The 18,195-nt window shown below is 43.5% G+C and carries 8 protein-coding genes; all 8 read right to left on the bottom strand.

Annotated features, from left to right (window positions below; translation table 11 throughout):
• Positions 1–36: 36 nt before the first annotated feature.
• Positions 37–795, bottom strand: coding sequence for an ABC transporter permease (locus tag MHI51_RS16125; protein WP_076126564.1), 759 nt, complete (start codon positions 793–795; stop codon positions 37–39).
• The gene (locus MHI51_RS16120; RefSeq protein ID WP_076217648.1) at positions 792–1,565 is read right to left on the bottom strand and encodes an ABC transporter permease; all 774 of its coding nucleotides are present in this window, start codon (positions 1,563–1,565) and stop codon (positions 792–794) included. Before MHI51_RS16120 ends, MHI51_RS16125 begins: the two co-directional genes overlap by 4 nt.
• On the bottom strand, positions 1,562–2,275 hold the full coding sequence (locus tag MHI51_RS16115; protein ID WP_076217649.1) for an ABC transporter ATP-binding protein: 714 nt from the start codon (positions 2,273–2,275) through the stop codon (positions 1,562–1,564). The genes MHI51_RS16120 and MHI51_RS16115 overlap by 4 nt, the downstream gene beginning before the upstream one ends.
• A gap of 92 nt (positions 2,276–2,367) precedes the next feature.
• Complete coding sequence (locus MHI51_RS16110) at positions 2,368–3,375, bottom strand: sensor histidine kinase KdpD (RefSeq protein WP_076217650.1); 1,008 nt, start codon at positions 3,373–3,375, stop codon at positions 2,368–2,370.
• Entirely contained in the window at positions 3,372–4,049 is a 678-nt protein-coding gene (locus MHI51_RS16105) for a response regulator transcription factor (protein ID WP_076190267.1), read from the bottom strand. Before MHI51_RS16105 ends, MHI51_RS16110 begins: the two co-directional genes overlap by 4 nt.
• A gap of 207 nt (positions 4,050–4,256) precedes the next feature.
• Positions 4,257–11,054 carry a stalk domain-containing protein gene (locus MHI51_RS16100; RefSeq protein WP_405173099.1) on the bottom strand — a complete coding sequence of 2,266 codons (6,798 nt, stop codon included), beginning with the start codon at positions 11,052–11,054 and terminating at the stop codon, positions 4,257–4,259.
• A 108-nt stretch (positions 11,055–11,162) separates the two neighbouring features.
• Complete coding sequence (locus tag MHI51_RS16095; protein ID WP_076217652.1) at positions 11,163–12,104, bottom strand: hypothetical protein; 942 nt, start codon at positions 12,102–12,104, stop codon at positions 11,163–11,165.
• A 341-nt stretch (positions 12,105–12,445) separates the two neighbouring features.
• On the bottom strand, positions 12,446–18,052 hold the full coding sequence (locus MHI51_RS16090; protein ID WP_405173098.1) for a hypothetical protein: 5,607 nt from the start codon (positions 18,050–18,052) through the stop codon (positions 12,446–12,448).
• Between the last annotated feature and the right edge of the window lie 143 nt (positions 18,053–18,195).

The following is an 18,195-nucleotide window of genomic DNA, read 5'->3' as shown; positions in this document are numbered from 1 at the left end:
TATTCTAGTTTAATGATCAAATCAGCTAGCTCAGAATTAGGCATCTCGTTTACGGTAAAATATAATAGCTGCTGTAATAAAGATCAGTGTCCATAACAGGGAAATACCTGTCCCTTCCATTGGTGTAAGGACATTTATTTCATCGGAGGAAGGCGGCATATACATATAATATCCTGCTGTATCTGGAAAAAAATATTTAGTATTGTGTAGAAAATCTTTCGACAATGGACTGACAATGAAGTAATAGCCAAGCAGTACCACTAAAGCAGGAGTAGTTCGTCTTAATAAAGCACCTATAGCTGCACTGAGAAGTGTGGTTAAAGTTAGATAGCCTGTTGCACCTGCTAATGATTTTATCATTTCGTCTATTTCAATCACTACTGCTGTGTCTTTCATCATGATAAAGGTATATAGTACACCTGATGCAGTAGTAAAAGACGCCGCAGGAATGGTTATAATGGTCAAGGCCAAATACTTCGTGGATAATTGAAACCCTCGCCAAGGTATCGTAGTTAAAGTAGTTCGAATCTGTCCCCCTGTATACTCTGAACAAGTAGCTAAGATACCAAGAATAATGAATCCTGCTTGAAGATATCCCATAGAAGAAAGTCCTGTATTCAGTATATTTTGCGTTCCTGCTGCCCCTTGTAGATCAACAGAAGTAAAAGCAGCGGCTAAACCTAAATTAAGAATGAATGTAACCAAAAGAGTGAGCCCTATCAATGGTAATGTAACTAATTTATCCAGTTCAGCACCCAGGATTTGTGTTATCTTTCTACTAGATGAGACACTCATGCTGCAACGTCCCTCCTATGGAATACAATAGCTGCAATAATGAAAACAACGACTACCCAGGCAAACATGACTAAACCGCCTGTGAAGGGGGTGTGAAACCTGTCGAATAAACTGCCTGTGGACGTGTTGTCCGTAAACATAAACATTTCAGCGCCAGCCCTATCTGGTAAGTAAAACGCCAACTTTGTAACCCTATACAACAGGACACTAAATGATACAACGGATGAATTTATTATGAGCACAGCAAGCGGGAGGATGCCATTCTTAGTTAGAAAAGTAATTCCAAGTGCTAAAAGAGCAGTGAATGTCCAGTAACAAATGGCACCGATAAGTCTGGACCATTCAAATGCAGGGGCATATTCACCAAGAATAAGATGACTTACAGACACAGTTGTCATAATAGCAACAATACAAAGCAGTATGCTGATCACAGTCACAGCACCTGCTTTTGCCAATAAAAAATGAATTCGGGATGAAACAACAGTTAAACTCGTTGTAATCTGTTGTCCTCCACCAGATTCACTGCTCTCTGTCAAATACTCACTGCTGACAGCAAGCACACCAAGAATAATAACGCCTTGCACACCAAGAGCTAACCCGATATAGCCAACTTCCGATAGCCGCGTGCTAACTCCAGCTATAATCTCCTCTTTTTGTGCTATGCTGTCCAAGGCAGAAATAAGCGCTGGGGCAAACGCTCCAATGAGAAAAGCAAGCCAAATACCCGGTAAGGAGAACAATTTAGAGAGTTCCGCGTTGAATGCTCTCATACAACTTCACCCGCATTTTCAGATGTCAGGGCAAAAAAGGCTTCCTCCAGCGTGGAATAGTTACCTATTACTTCTTCCAATGTTCCATCTGCAACGATAGTTCCATGCTTAATAATCACCACATCATCAACCGTCTCTGCAAGCTCTCCCATTAGATGACTGGATAACAACACCGTATTTCCAGACTCAGCACGTTCACGTAAAAATGTCCGAATCCACCGAATTCCTTCTGGGTCGAGCCCATTTACGGGTTCATCTAAAATCAATACTTTTGGATCACCGAGTAGCGCAGCTGCTATTCCAAGTCTCCTCCCCATACCAAGAGAATACCTCCCAACTCTTTTTCCGGCTGCATTAGTAAGACCTACTATTTCCAGAACTTCCTCGACACGTGAGTTTGACAATCCTGCGGCACGGGCAATCCAACGCAAGTGTGCCCGTCCTGTTCGCATACGATGAGCTCCAAATCCATCAAGTGCGGCACCTACTGTTGATACAGGATTATGTAATTCTGCGTATGGCTTTCCATTGATTAGTGCACTCCCTGAGGTAGCACGATCTAATCCAAGCAGGATGCGAAGTGTAGAGCTTTTACCTGCTCCATTTGGACCTAGAAAACCAGTTACTCTGCCAGGTCTAGCTTTAAAACTGATACCTGATAAGATTTTCCCAGTTCCGTGATGTTTGACTAAGTTATTAATTGTAAGCAACCATAACACTTCCTTTCTGTTATGGTTCTAATTATAAAGAAGCAAAGTTACATCTCGGTTATCCTGCTGTTTACTTCTGGTTTAACTTTAGGTTAAGCTCTACCAATAGCCACTGTTGTGCCGTTTTCATTTGATGTAAAGTCAGCTTTAAGCTTCATTTTATTCAACATATAATTTGAAGTCGATAAACCTATCCCCGCCCCACGCTCATAGGAAGAGTTATCCATCCCCGGACCTCTGTCTGCAACAATGATCTGTTCTTTTTCTACATCAACCACAATGTTTACATATTTCCCCTCTGCTGCATGGCGGAGAATATTCTGAAATAAATTATCCAGAACACGTGTCATCCATTTAGGATCTGCTTCCCAATAAAAAGTCTTCTCTGTCGGTAAATCAACCTCGATCCGGATTTCTTTTTCTTCAAATACAGGATACCACGCAGCAACAGATGCTCTTACTAAACGTCCAATATCTGTTGAAGTGGGCTCAAAAGGATGTTTTCCTGATGTAAGCAATGTATAGGAAAGTAAATCATCCATTAGATCTCCGACTCTAGTAATCGTATGGTTCATCTCTGATAATGAGTTTTGTCCTTCTAGACTCATTGATTCTTTATTTAATCGGGTGACATGTCCTCTCAAAATGGTAAGCGGCGTTCGTAAGTCGTGAGATAAATTCGCGATGAGTCGATGTCGTAACAATTCCTCTTCATGTTCTCGCTTGCGACTGTCTTCAAGCTGTTGAATCATCCAATTAAAAGAACTTCCTAACTGGTCTATTTCATCCATACGATCACTTTGAACAGCTATTGGTTTAGGAAATGAGTTATGATTAGCTGAAAATGACATGACTTCCTGTAAGCAGGTGAGACGTTTACGAAGTCGCAAGAAGAAAATCCAAGAGATTACCACAAATGCGACAATAATAAAACCAAACACAAGAAGTACAATGTAAAAATAATTTAACTTATTCAGCTCTTCTTCATTAAAAGGAGACGCAATGAACGCAGATAAGAAAATAAGTACGATCGGAGGTAAAAAGATAAATAGAAAATGTCCTTTTAGAAAACGACGAAATAATGATTTAGTCTGTTTCATAATTTCACCCGATAGCCTATTCCCTTCAACGTTTCAATAATCTCTGGGGAGTCTGGATGGCGTTCCAGCTTTTGACGCAGTCGATGAATATGTACCATTAATGTTTTATCACCTGTGATATAAGCTTCTTCCCAGATGGCTTCATAGATTTGTTCTTTTGGTAAAACTTGATTAGGGTGGCGTAAGAAGTACATCAAAATATGATGTTGTTTCCCTGTCAATATAATTTCTTCTCCTGTGTGTTTGTCAAATACCGTTTGGATTTCCGGATCTACTTCAATATAATTCCCTAATGAAATGCGTTCGGAATGTGTTCCGCCCTTTCGACGGATTAATACTTCTAATCTAGCAATTAGTTCATCCGTATGGAATGGTTTCGTTAAATAGTCATCAGCAAATTGTAACCCTTCTACCTTGTCATCTATCGATGTTCGAGCAGTTAACAGCAAAATAGGAACAGCAGGAGCTGCCTTTTTTAATCGTTTCCCCACAGTAAATCCGTCTAAACCGGGTAACATGATATCCAAAATAACGATTTCATGCTGATTTACTTCTTTTTCAGCTCCTTCACCAGAAAGCAGCCACTGTACTGAAAATCCTCGTTGTTCCAATTCTTCCTTTACCCAACTGCCTATCTTCTCATTATCTTCAATATATAACACGTTTCTTTTCAAGTAACTTCCCTCTTTCTAAACCGAGTTCACTATTAGACAGATTAACACAATCTAAAGAATTGTTTCCAGTTAAGACAATTTTATTGTTCGTTAATAGAGGACTTTCACCGCCAAGTTATCGTCTATGCCGGGCGCACACTAGAAAACCCTCTAACATGGCAGTGCATGTTAGAGGGTTTCGATCGTAGCTGCTAATTTTAGGAAATACTACTTCATGATACTAATGGATTTCGAAGTATTATCGAAGAATATATTTGCACCAAAATACTCAGCAATGAAACGTAATGGGAGCATAGTACGACCGTTTACAAGTTCAGCTGCTACATCCATCCCTGGTGCAAGTTCACCGATCTTAATCGACAAAGTCTGACCTTTCAAAGTAATCATTACGGTTTTCGTAACGTTATCCCAGCTTACATTTGCTCCTAAGCTCTCGGCAACGAAGCGCAGTGGGACTAACGTTCTGCCTTTAACTACCGTTGAAGCAACGTCCATACTCATTTCGATTCCGTTTAATTTATATCCTGTCTTTCCTAAAGTGAATTCCAATTTCACAGGTTCAGGCTTGGCTGTAATGAAGATATAACCTAGTCCTTTTGCCGTGAAAGTAAATTTACCTGTCTCACGCTCATAGTTGCCGCCTAAACGCTCCATGTTACCGTTCAACCGAAGCATGACACCGCATAACAGGCTAAGATCATTTGTGGACAACTTCTCTTTTGACAGATCGAAGGTTACGGGTATAAGCCCTGTATAATCCGTTACTTCCCGGCCATCCACGAAGATCTTTAATTCATATCCCCGCCCTATAGCTCCGCCTCTTTCATCTACAGGTATAATGACAACCTTCATCCGCTTTCCTGTATTCAACTGCTTCAACAATTCAGCGGACAATTTAACAGATATGGTGTCATTCGTAACGATTAGCGGTTTGTCGGCATTAATAATCGCACCGATCGTATCGCTTTGAATCTCAAGCTCATCTTTTCCGGCTGACATCGTCAATGCAATGGAATTACCCTTCTTCAGCTGCTCTTTGATTGTAGCATCAATACGCTCCGCTACTGATGACTCTGGCGAAGGAGTCGGCGTACTGCTGTGGCCATTTGAATTGCCGCCATTGTTATTGCCATTATTGCCACCACTGTCATTTGTAGTAATTACAATAGTTAACTCTATCGTATTCATGCCAGCATGATTGGAAGCCGTAATATTGAATTTGTAAGTTCCCGCTTCAGTAGGCACGCCTGAAATAATACCCGTAGCTCCTTCTAAATTCAGCCCAGCAGGTAAATAATTATCACTCACTTTCCAGGTAATCGGTTTGTCGCCGTAAACCGCTAATGTTACCGTATACGGTTGTCCAACGTTGCCGCTTAGCAGATTCTTAGTGATAATCTCCGGAGCTGTATCCACTGGCTTATCTTCTTTAATCTCGATGCTCAATTCTCGCTCATCTCTACCAAAATCATTCGTTGCTGCAACAGTGAATTCGTAATATCCCGCCTCTAGAGGCGTACCCGAGATAACGCCTGTTGCTTCATCTAGGTTCAAATCTACTGGCAAATCTCCTCCCTGGACCTTCCAAGAAATTGGTTCACTGCCATATACCGCTAGTGTTACTGTATACGGTTGTCCAACTTTGCCATTTGGTAAATTCTTAGTGATAATCTCCGGAGCTGTATCAACTGAGACATCTTCAGTGATCACTATATTGAACTGTTTTGTGTCACTGCCAACGTCATTGTTTGCTTGAACTTTGAACTTAAATTGACCCCATTGACCCGGTGTACCAGAGATAACACCAACATCTTCATCCAAGCTCAATCCTGATGGTAATTGCCCCTCTACAACGGCCCATTTGATCGGCTTATCGCCATCAGTGGTAAGAACTGCCGAATAAGGTTGTCCTACCTTGCCATCCGCAAGCGAATTCGTCATTATCGTTGGTGCCGTACCTGCGTCTTCAGCCCATTTCGCATATAATTCAATATCCCTTGTAACAGGATCAGCATCGAAATTCCAAGCATCGTTTAATCCTTTATCTTGATACCAACCGCCGAAAACAGTTTTATCTTTTGTCGGCGCTGTTGGCTCGGTAATTGTACCGCCCATGTCAGCGAACTTCACCGCAACTTCACTGCCCCCATTGGAATCAAAAGTTACCGCATAAGGGTTGTGCGCGCCGATGGAAGGCGTTCGAGTGCTAAGTGAATTGCCGAAGAAGTCTGTTCTCTCCGTCATATGAGGCAGAGCATTCGCCCGATCCACATATGGGCTTACAATCTCGGCACCTGCACCATAGGCCAGGTTATTACCATCCGCAAGACGGAACCCGTTCATCGCACTGTAATCAAGCTTGGCCTCCACTGTTCCACTGTTGGTAATCCAATGTTCAGGCGCAGATTTATAGTCTTTTAATATAGAATTCAGTTCCTCTTCCGTTACATAGCGGTTGTCTGTTGCTGTTACGCCTGCACCTAGATATCCGCCTCCACCTGCGTTCATGCTGCCAAAAAGATTAGCCGGATACACAATGTTGTTCGTAAACCGTCCGGCTGCAAATGGAGCTGATGTTCCCCCGCCTTTCAGACCAACCTGGTTGTTTGCCCCAGTGTAGGCAAATATATTATTTTGGAAATAAATGTGCAAGTTGGAGGCTGTCGGGTCAAATACTAACGAACTGCTATTCTTCAATGGTGTGACGATGACATTGTTATAGTATAAGCCACTTAATTCCTCGCTCGTTGAAGAACCTCCTGCAAGCAATATTAGACTGTTAAAGCTCTTGTTAAAATCGGGGCTGCGGCCGTCGTTCACGCTAATATTATAGCGAACGATATTGCCCTTGGCAGCATTCATCTGTAAGTACCAACCACCATAGTTATTTCGGCTGTAATTGTATTCATACACATTGTCCTGACAATAGTTGTCAATGTCCCAAGCCATACCGTCATTACTTGCATGATAAGGGTTATCCACAGCTTCATTATAGCGGAAGATGGTGCCTTTACTTGCCATAATCCACGCAGCCGCATAGTTTTGCGAACCTAGATATGTTGGTGTTGTATTATTTGGCCCCCAGTTCGTAACCAGATTGCCGCTCTTATCGCTTAAATAGCTATAACCGTTGTCTGTGACCACATTTCGTTCCACAAGGGAGTTGTTCCCGCCGGACATGACAATGCCATCTCCAACCGAACTAGAAACCCAGTTGTTTCTAAACACAGCGTTGGATGCCCAAGGATAGCTAGAATTACTCCAAGTAATGCCTGTGTTATTAGTCCCAGGATTGCTTGGCCCGTAGGCATTATTGCGAATACCTTCGTTATCACAACGAAGGGTTTTGTTGCCTTCAACCAATATATCCACATAACCATTAATAATGATACCGCCGGATACCTTACTTGCTCCATTTGCTTGGTGCAACCCATTAACATCATGAACATAGTTATCTCGAATGACGATTCCTTGCATACGAGCATCAGCATAATCTTGAATATTAAACTGACCTTGTCCCAGCTTGGAAATCCGTGACATTACAGCGATACCGGAGCGGCCGTCACCTGCCGCATTGCCGATGTTCGTTACTTCAATTCCACTGACTACCCAATAGTTTACGTCATATAACTCTATGGTACCGTTTAAGGAAATGCCTGATGGGCTCGACGCTGTTCCTCCACCATTAATTACCGGGCGTTGGTTAGGGTCGGTCGTATTATATTTTGTAAGTGTAATCGGATTTCCTTCCTCACCATTGCCGCGCAGTCTGATTTGTTCGTTCCATACGCTATTCGCATCCAGATAAATAGTTGAACCTGGCATAAATACATATTCATTAATCTTGGAGATTGATTTCCATGCCGTAGCTGGTGTGCGTCCATCTGCATGATCGTCACCGTTATTGGAGAGATAATAATCACGGACTTCAAGGGGGACAATGTTCAACTCGAAGGTGATTTCGGCAGGATACAGATCAAGTCTAACGGTATATTTTCCCGGCACGATATTATTTCTTGTGAATGATTCTTTGTTAATCTTCAATACATTACCGCTAACCGTATAATCCACATCCCGCAGCAGAGTTACAGCGCCGATCTTCACTCCAGCCAGATCCGTTAAATCAGGATTTACGGTGATATTATAGTCATCCAGACCAATAACATATGTGCTGTCTTCCAAGTGACTATACTCTTTAGGCAAGAGCTTTAGCGTAATAGAAGCTGTTCCGGCTTGGGCTGCTATTCCACTATCGATAACATATACGTCATCGATAAAATGCCTGTTCTGTATATCCTTAACCGTTCCAGGCTTGTTGCCCCAGTTCGTAGCAAGCTGCAATGCGTCGATCTTGGAAATATTGTTCTTAACTGGAGTATCAAAATTTCCGCCAGCTGTTGTTTGCCTTTGAATGTCTTGTCCATCGATTTTATAGGTTGTTCCTGTTGATGTAACGAACCATTGAAATTTATGCCAGCCTTCGCTTCGCTGGACATCTACAGGATAGAATCTCCCGGATGAACCAGGCCTGACTGCGTAATTGGTCAGATTTGCCGCCCAGTCACCATCTCCATTGCCATAATTTATTGCGATATGTTCATTGGACGATGGGGTTAAGCCAAAGACAGCGTGGTCATTGGAAGCCGCTCTGCCATCATCATAGTACCAAGCAGTAACAATTGTTGTCTTACCGGTTGCAGGGGCATAATTATAGGTATCTGGAACCGTCGCCACCTGACCGGTGCCGCTTGATGTCGCGGCCTTTCCTCCGGTACGGGACATCACATCGCTGTGAACATATCCGTTCGCACCATTTGAAAATTTCTTCTCCCCTTCAAATCCATCGTAAAACTTAGTGTCAGCCTTATTGAAGTAATCAACGCTCACATGTACAGTAACTTCTTCGTTCCCTGTCGGAATATAACCTTTCTTAACCGTCACGAATCCGGCATCATCAACTTCAATCTTATCCTTGTCTTGATCCGCCGGACTGAAGCTGATGTTATCAGCAACGAACACATCAGCTGTGTCAACCATTAACCGCGTTCTATCTCCTGCCCGTAATGTATCGTTCTGGCGAATTAGCGCAATGTTCGCTGAATATTGTGCACTCTCCCCTGACTCATCAGAGTCTAAGAATCGTGACGTTGCGTTGCCGTTTGCTTTTATTTTAAATGTATCATTTAAAGTCGGGGACAAAGCCGCATCATTGCTTGTTGCTGCAATCGGGCTTCCTTTAGCCACACCATTACTGAAGAGTTGAACCGAATAGGCAGATGCGTTAGCGACGCGATCCCATGTAGCGTACGTGCCGTTCCATCTGGCATTTGCCGGTGTAGGCAATTTCTCGATCTTTAATATTCCGGATGCTGCAACTTCTTCACTGATATCTCCCGCGTTATTTATGACAATAGCTGTAACCGTGTAGTTGCCCACTCCCAGTGCCCTTGCATAGGGCAGAACATGATGCCTTTCATGATTGTTAGGCTGGTCGGGTCCCCCATTTTTCGATAAATAATAACCAACAGGTACACCGTCTTTGAACAGTGTTACAAGGGTATCCCCGTAATTGGAAGCGCCATTATAAATACCCGAATCCGAGTCAAGCGTTGGATTAATTGGTGCATTCACCTGCGTATTGGTGGTTATCAACAACGGTACAGCATGGGATTTCACTACAACTCCCTCTGCCGAGGAAACCTCGCAATAATAAAAATTGCCTTGTTGTGAAGCTGCGTCCACATTGGAAAGTGTTAATACTGCCTTATCAGCTCCGCTGACTTTTGTCCCGCTCAAGCCAGTCTCATCATCAGATACATACCATTGATAAGCAGTAGCAGCGGCTGATGCCGTAATGCTAAATGTTGCTGTCTCACCTTGTTTCACTTCTGCAGCTGTTGGCTGAGTGCTTATTTCTAAATTTGGCAATCCGCCGGGAGGTACCAAATTCACTGTTAATGTTCTGGTTCCTGTTGTTGTAGCCACATCTTTTACAACATAAAAATCGTCGATTAGATGTTTATTTTTAATATAAGCTTTGTTCCCTGTCTGGCTATTCCATCCTCCCGCTATTTTAGGCTGAATGGTTGTACCGCTCTTCATAGCTCTGTAAATATCACTTTGCGCTGAATCGGATATTAATGTTCCGTCTATTTGTAACGTCGCACCATTTGGTGTAATAAGCCACTCGAATTTATGCCAGCCTGTGGAACGTAAAGCCCCGCTATCTTTCCAACGGTTGCCTGCTGTACCCGCTGATGATGGTGCATAAGCCCAAGTATATTTCGTCGGGTTATGAATAACATCAGCCTCTGAACTTTGATAGAATGTCCCGGCAAAGGTGGCATTTTTACCATCTACAATAGCAAATTGCGTTCTATCCGTCGCAGTCTTCTCCTCATTAGGATACGGGTCAAAATACCATGCCGTCATCTTATAATTGCTGCCAGCCGGCAATGCCACATCTTGAGCTACCTTTTCATTATTCGTATCATCCGAAGGTGTAATCGCTTTCAATCCAGAACGGGACTGTGCATCGGACAGCGTGAATGACGAGCCTAATTTGCTCATAGATGTCATCGGACCATTGTTGTTCTCGAAGTCCTCCATGAATAACACTTCTGAGTCAGGGTAATAACCCGCCCTGGCCGTGATTGTCACCGGGACGCCCGGAGCATCTGGCGACGCAAATGTATAACCGTTAGATAACGTAATGTTCCCCTGATTATTAACAGTTAAAAGTTGCGAATTGCTGGAATCATAACTTACCTCGTCAATAACCGGTCCTTTAACCAGACTGCTTAAAGGTGAACCTTTATACGTAAGATTTACCCTACCTGTTTGACCTGCCGCTTGTGTCAATTCTAGTACAACGGAGTCAAAAGATTCGCTCCCTCCCGCAGCTGACACTTCGGATGAAGGTGCCAAGCCGAACAGAGCAGGGAATGCCAACGTTGTAGCTGTAACTATCGACAAAGCTTTTTGCATCCATTTCCATCGTATCATTCCAAAATTTCCTCCCTTTGAAATTAATAAATTTATACTTTATAAAAAATCTGTATCTATGGAAGTCTCAATAGACATAGATTTTTATAAACTTAAAAACTAACTATTCTAGTTCACTACAAACTCACTGAATCGATTACCGTTATACACGATCTTCAATTCATTCGTATTTGCAATTAACGCGCGCAAGTCAGACTCCGCCGATCCGTATAGAATGGAATCTTTCACTTCTTCCAGTTTAAGCTTGGTGATTTCCGGTTTTGTGGTTAATGTAGCAACGACATCCTCACCCATATATTTACCGATTACTGTCTCACCTACAGAAGCAGCAGCTAAAGACTCCCAGAACTTAAGAGACTCGGTATCTTCTTTGGATATATCTAAACGATTTAGCACTTTCTCTTCTTTGACTTGTCCCGCTGTCGCTAACGCAGCCGTTAATTTATCAGCTACACGAATATAATCCGCACTTTTTGATGCATACTCAACTTGTAACTGGGCGTCGCTCATTTTCGTTTTCTTTACCTGGGTTTCTATCAAATCCGGCCAACGGGCGCCACTTAAATATTGCATGTATTGATATAAATCAAACTGAGGCAACCCATAGTAAGTCTCTCCTGAATCATCCATCTTAGCTCGCTTAACATTTTCTTCTTGCATGTCGGATTTAAGCTCATCAAAGCTTTGGTAAGGGGCGATTCCTCGCTTGTCTGCAATAAATTGCTCCTGCTTGGACATTAGCAATGCTGTCATCGCAGAATTTTTGGCGTATTCAGAGGGGGTTTCATGATTTTTGCCGTATTGATGTGTCCAGAAGCCCTCATCTACTTGGGCCCCATAAGTTCTGAAGAAATAGTCTACCGTTATAGCTCTCTGCTCTTTGACAAAAGATTGAAATTCTTCCTCTGTTACGGCGTATCCATCTACTGTAAATATCCAATTTTCAGGCAGTTCCACCTTTTTGTTAGTTAAGCCCAACATGAGTAAAGCAAGAACAATCAGAGCGGTAAACAAGATAATCACTGTTGGTTTTCGTCTTGTAATCCCCATGACAGCCTCCTCTCCAATATTCAACCTAGCTTTGCATGAAAGCCATGACAGTGAAATTCTTCGCCATTGCAGGAGAAGTTCCCAAATTTAAATGGTTAGACATTATTGTAAGTTTAGCCACACCCTAATATAAGCGCTTATTTAGACTGAATTAGAACAAATTTGACATGTTCAAATTACCACGTTTGGTTGAAAACGCCCTGCTAATCTAGCATGAGCAGTATTATGTAGATATCACCCAGTTGAGAGCCTTGAAAGATTAGCTTTTTGTATAGCTCTATACTAAATTCCAGGAAATAAAAAAGCCGAATGGATTGTTCTCATCCACTCAGCTCATAAGTTTATTTTACAATAATCTTTATCGTATCACTTTCCGTTGTTCCACTTCCATTCATAAACTCACCGCGATATTGATAGATGCCAGGAGATTTTCCTGAAATTTGTGTAATGGCCGATTGAGCACTTGGTGTTTGTGAAGATAAAGATTGCGTTTCAATAAGTTCGCCATTTTCATATAATCGATACTGTTCTGCGTTCGTGCCCCACCACATATTAGCAGTAATACTATAGTCGCCATCTTGATCCCAGTTGTCACTAGACAACACAGGTTTGCCGGGATTCGCCTCAGCCACGGTGACGGTGTGTGGATCACATGAAGTCGTTCCATACAAATTCGATAACTCACATGTATACACATAGGTTCCATTCGGCTTTCCTTGAATAGGAATAATGGAAGTCTGGGCGGCTGGCGAAACATCGGCCAGTGACTTCGTTTGGATCAATTGACCATTCTCGTACAACTTATACAGTGAGCCATTGTTTCCCCACCACATATTCATTGTAACCTCATAATTGCCATCATTTATACCTGTCGCAACACCGCTATTATTCGAAAGTATCGGTTTACCTGGCACCCCATTTGCAAGCAATTCCGGGCTAACGGAATGCCGTTCGAACTTGACTGCATCAGCCCTCGTATAAATCATATCGGCAGGTAGAGTTGGCGGATCTACCGTTGTCGGAGTAACCCTGGTTAGACGAACGTACTCGCTGCCGTCTCCAGTAAAGTCGAACGTTCCTAGATTAACCCAACCTGATGAGCCGACGGTTGCATCAATATACGTAACCTCGGTAACCGACTGATGCTTCACTTCCACTTTGACATAGTTATCGTTTGCCGTCGTATGGACGAGCTTGTAAATGGAGACCGTATATTTCCCCTCTGGGAACTGGCCTTTCCACGTCGCTGATGAACCTTGAACGGTAGAATAACGGGACTTAACCCCAATTTTGTATCCAGCTAAATTGCTTTGGCTCCAAGATCCTTCTGTCGTGTATAACCCAGTCGTATTCGTGCTGTCGACAATAACCGTTAAGTCCCTGATCGCAATTGTCATAGAAGGTGTTGTTAAGGTCACCCCGTCAATCGTTACAGTGGCCCATACCTCAATATGATCCGTTTCTCCGTCGAGACTTAGAAGGGTCAACATACCGCTACTGTCCACTTCAGCCAGATCGGTTCGATCAACGAAATACTGCACATTTGCCTGTGATAGATCACCAATCAGACCGTTATCCAAATAGCCGGTTACGCTTAGTTGTGCGGTTTGAGTCATTTGCAGTTCACCCCGATCCGACAGGATCACCACAGACTCCAATTGCGGCATACTGTTTGGATCCACCCACATCATCGCATCGGCAACTACCCGTGACTTGTTGGCCTTATTGGTTAATTCGACATATCCGCTATCGCCTGCTGCAAAAGGATAATCTCCCAGGTGCACCCAAGTCCCATTGGCCGTTGTCTCATCAACGGTAACCGTCTCGGAGCCTCCACTATAATAAACGGTAAATGAGGCATTCGTTGCCCAATTTTCACTTGTAGCGGTTATTTGCGGAAGCTTGTAATACACACTGTAAGTAACACTTTCCGGCAGCTCAGGCCGCCATTTAATTCTGCTTGTCGCTGTGCCGGCAGTCGATTTGGCGTACACATAGTTATCATAGTAATAGTCGTTAGCCGTTGTATCCCGTATCCAGACGCCTTCTGTCTCTGCCTCCGTATTATCCACAATGATCGATGAACTCTCCTGCCAATCCGGTTGAACTGGAGTTTCTTGTACTTGATCAGGCAAATAGAGTGTCCGCTTGCGGGTCTGTTTCCCATCCGATTCCACATAATAAGTGAAGGTTTGGGATAAATCGTTTACCCGTATCGACCATTCCATCGGATAGATCGTATCTGGAATGGTTGTATACGTTACTCCGCCATCCAAGGAATAATGGATCGTCGCTGGTTTTGTCGTTTTTGCCTGCACATAAGCATCATAGGCCGTTTCGTCGGGCTTGACGATCAGCATACCTTTAACCGCATCTATTGGACTGTGGATATCGAAGAAATAGCTTGCATCCGATGTATCAGCAGTTCTGACCTGGTGCAGCGGCACATCAATGTTGAGTCCTTCTACAATGATAGCGGTTATTCCTTTGCTTGAAACCGTGGCTTGAATGATTCCACCACTCATAACCGCTTGCTCTGGTGTGCCATTGTCGCGGATGATGGTTACGGTATAATCTTGTGCCGGGTTGAACCCAATGATTTGCGCATTCAATTCGATCGGAGTCTGGACTTCAGCTGATGATTCGTTGCTTAACCCGATGTAGAATTTATTCCCGCTCTCTCCCGTTATCCAGTTCAATTGAGGATGGTTGGTCTTGATAATCCCCTTGGGCATCCAGAGCCAAACGTCGGAATTACCGTAAAAAATCCCTGGTTTATTTCCATAGAGGTGATATTTGAACCATAAAAAATTAGTTTCAAAAACAGAAGGAAATGTAATACTACCATTTGATTTCAACGTTTGTTCGCTGATCAAATAATCCATCGTTTGCCCGAGCTGTCCCGGGATATGGTGATAATAGATGGATGTAGCCCCGCTTGGGCCTTCCAGAGGAAACTCTGGCTCAAGTTGGCTAACGGCGAAGCCCTTATAGTAATAACCTGGATAACTTGAATATCGTCCAATAACTGCATTATGAGCAATATCCTGCAGCAGTTTATCACCTGTATAGAGCGACAATCTCAGCATGAATGGAGCTTCCTGAGCATTCATCCGATAATAGCCAGTTGTACTTCCCGCTTCAAACGTCAATCCATTGGGAGAAACAAGCCAACTATCCGCTTGTACGCCTCCGGCTACATCTTCTGGGAGCTTGATCCGAGGATATTGATATTTACCACTTTCCGGCCAATGGAACGACTCCGCGTAATTATACGTCTCAGGCTGCGGAATCGTAACTCTACCTTCAGGAACCGGACGAGCAACAAACATCGTTGCATACCGTTTGGCTTCCTTATAAGCTGCATTCAAGTATTTGGGATCCTGAGTTTCCTCGTAAAGCTCCAAGATCTCCATCCACAGCTTGCTATAATAATAAATGAACTCATTTTTACTCACATTGACGGATGCAGGCGTATCAATATGCTGCATGATATAGCTGTCGGCTGCATCCTTGGCAGCCTGTAAATACTGCGTATCTCCCGTCATACGATACATCATCAGGGGTTGAATGACAGGACCACGGTCTTTCTGGTCAGGATCACGCACGAGGTATTCTTCCTGTGCCAGTGCTCCAATTCCTGCCGAAGTACCCATCATCTGATTGAGAGCGGTTACGCTTGAAAAATCAAACGGCAAGGTTGCCATTTTCCATAACGACGGCACACCGTATACTGGCTTTTGCGTAGGCGACCAGCCTATACCATTTCGCGATAAGCCATACTGGACGGACGGCAATGCTCTCGTATCGTAGAGCTGGTCATCCCCAGTCAAATAGTAAGCCCCCAAAAGAACTGCATTCGAGCTTGTTCGAACGCTATCCTCGTTTTCGATGTCAATAAAGCCCTTGGCACGGCTCCACCACCCGCTGGGTGACGGGACATAATCAACAGAGTCATCCCCTTGCGGCTCTATCTTAAGTAAATCGATCATATTGAACATCGCGTCAGTAAGCGACTGATCTGATACATTTTCCCGGTAAGCAGAATAACCGTACTCTTTGCGAAGAATATCCGCGTAGGACTCATACAATTTGCTTTTTTGAGTGATTAGTCCCATATGAAATTGATAAGTGCTTTCTGCGTTCATTTGAGAATAGGTCCCTAATTGAGGAGCGTACAAGATTGGCTGCACGCTGCCTTCGTTGTTGACAAGGCTCATGCCAAGCCTTTGCTTCGTAACGCCTCCCGTCGGTTCAAATTCAACCGGAAGCTCATCCGACGGTACAAATACCCCATATGTCAATGGATTCCCCGAACCGTCATTCTTCTCAATTAGACTCATCGGAGCGCTTAGTTCCCTTAAGCTTGTTGATTCCACTGAACCTACCATTTTGGCGTGTGATCTGAAACCATTTAACACTTCATTGACGTCTGAGATTTGCTCTGTTGTGAAGGACTGATAACCGATTACATAATTGCCATCCTTGCGAGGTGTAAAGGCGAAGGAAACATCAGGTTTGTCCCCTGACATAGACCAGTTCACTTGTAAATCGTAATCGCTTTCATGTGAAGAATCGGTTAATATCGCCGTGTGGCTGTCTGGGAAATTGATCTCGTCGAATGTAATCCAGCGTTTGTTCATCGTATCGTAATAATTGGTTCGACTCCCCGCATTCCCATCCAATAAGACCCATTGTTCTTCAAGTCTTTCCGCCACATTATTAACAGGCATCCAGTTCCCCGTATCCGTATCCTTGTAGAACATATCACGAACGATGGTTTTGCCTTCATCCCAAGCAGCTTCATAAAAGGTAGCCTTATAGCTGGCATTCTCGATGCTGCCTTTTTCCGTGTAACTGAGATTCGCCAATGTACGGCTGCGCAGCGGAGGCAACGGCGGAGCTTGCTGCCGTATATTCCCTTCAAATTTGACCGCATCGGCCCGCGTAATGATTTTTCCGGTCGTAGGTTGTGTTCGAGTCAGTCTGACAAATTCGCTATCATCACCACTGAAATAATAGGACCCCAAATCAACCCATCCGGCCGATGGCCCCGACGAGGGTCTCAGATCCATAAACATGACATCCGTAATCCCATTGTGAACAATTTCGATTTTAACATTACTGTCTGCTTTATCCGCCCAATCAAGCTTGTTGAATGAAATTTTCGCCGTCCCTGCTTCTAATCGCGGATTCCATGTGATGCTTCTTCCTACTGCATCGGTAAATTTGGAACTAGAATTTTTATATCCCTTCACTCCCGTACTTGTAGTCCAATCAGGAGCGGAGAACCCGTTATTTGCGTTATCTACATCAGTGGTGACGACATCATCAATCGTGAGGCTTCCATCATCAATGATGATCGTCTTATGAGGCTCTTTTTGCTGAATATTCCCTTCGAACTTGACCGCATCTGCACGAGTAAGTATCGTGCTGGTTGTGCTGGTAAACCGAGTTAATCTAACGAATTCGTTACCAACTCCGGAAAAATAGTACTCTCCCAAATCAACCCATCCCACAGAAGCGCCAAATGAAGGTCTCAAATCCATAAAAAGAACATCCGTCGTTCCATTGTGGACGATTTCAATTTTTACATTGCTATCCGCTTTATCTTCCCAGTTAAGCTTGTATAACGAAATTCTCGCCGTTCCTGCTTCCAATCGTGGATTCCATGATATCGTTCTGCCTGCTGTACTCGTATATTTGGAGCTGGAGTTATCATACCCCTTCACCCCTGTACTTGTGGTCCAATTTGGAGCCGAATATCCGTTGTTCTCGTTACCCACATCAGGTGTCACAACATCATTGATCGTGATGCTCCCGTCATCGATGATAATCGTCTTATACGGTAAGGTCTCTGCATAAGCGGTCCTTATTCCGTCTAGGCTGAAAGGAACTAATATCGTCACGATGAAAACGATTAAGAAAAACAGCTTCCTTTTTATCATACAACTCACAGCCTCCCTTAAGTTGATAACGCTTACAAATTAATAAAACCCTCCTTTGTTCGAAGATCATAAAGAAGCAATCAGCCGTATTCTTCTGGCTAATCCCGCTCCGTCATTTTTATCATAGCATGTCACGTAACTGT

Origin of the sequence: Paenibacillus sp. FSL H8-0260 (assembly GCF_045040625.1) — a bacterium.
Lineage (GTDB): Bacteria > Bacillota > Bacilli > Paenibacillales > Paenibacillaceae > Paenibacillus_AQ > Paenibacillus_AQ odorifer.
Note: the sequence above shows the minus strand (reverse complement) of the source record. Positions and strands in the feature narration are given on the sequence as shown.

What these genes read in the sequence shown, in the direction of transcription:
- MHI51_RS16125 (WP_076126564.1), bottom strand. Translation starts at nt 795, where the DNA reads ATGAGTGTCTCATCTAGTAGAAAGATAACACAAATCCTGGGTGCTGAA.
- MHI51_RS16120 (WP_076217648.1), bottom strand. Translation starts at nt 1,565, where the DNA reads ATGAGAGCATTCAACGCGGAACTCTCTAAATTGTTCTCCTTACCGGGT.
- MHI51_RS16110 (WP_076217650.1), bottom strand. Translation starts at nt 3,375, where the DNA reads ATGAAACAGACTAAATCATTATTTCGTCGTTTTCTAAAAGGACATTTT.
- MHI51_RS16100 (WP_405173099.1), bottom strand. Translation starts at nt 11,054, where the DNA reads ATGATACGATGGAAATGGATGCAAAAAGCTTTGTCGATAGTTACAGCT.
- MHI51_RS16095 (WP_076217652.1), bottom strand. Translation starts at nt 12,104, where the DNA reads ATGGGGATTACAAGACGAAAACCAACAGTGATTATCTTGTTTACCGCT.
- MHI51_RS16090 (WP_405173098.1), bottom strand. Translation starts at nt 18,052, where the DNA reads ATGATAAAAAGGAAGCTGTTTTTCTTAATCGTTTTCATCGTGACGATA.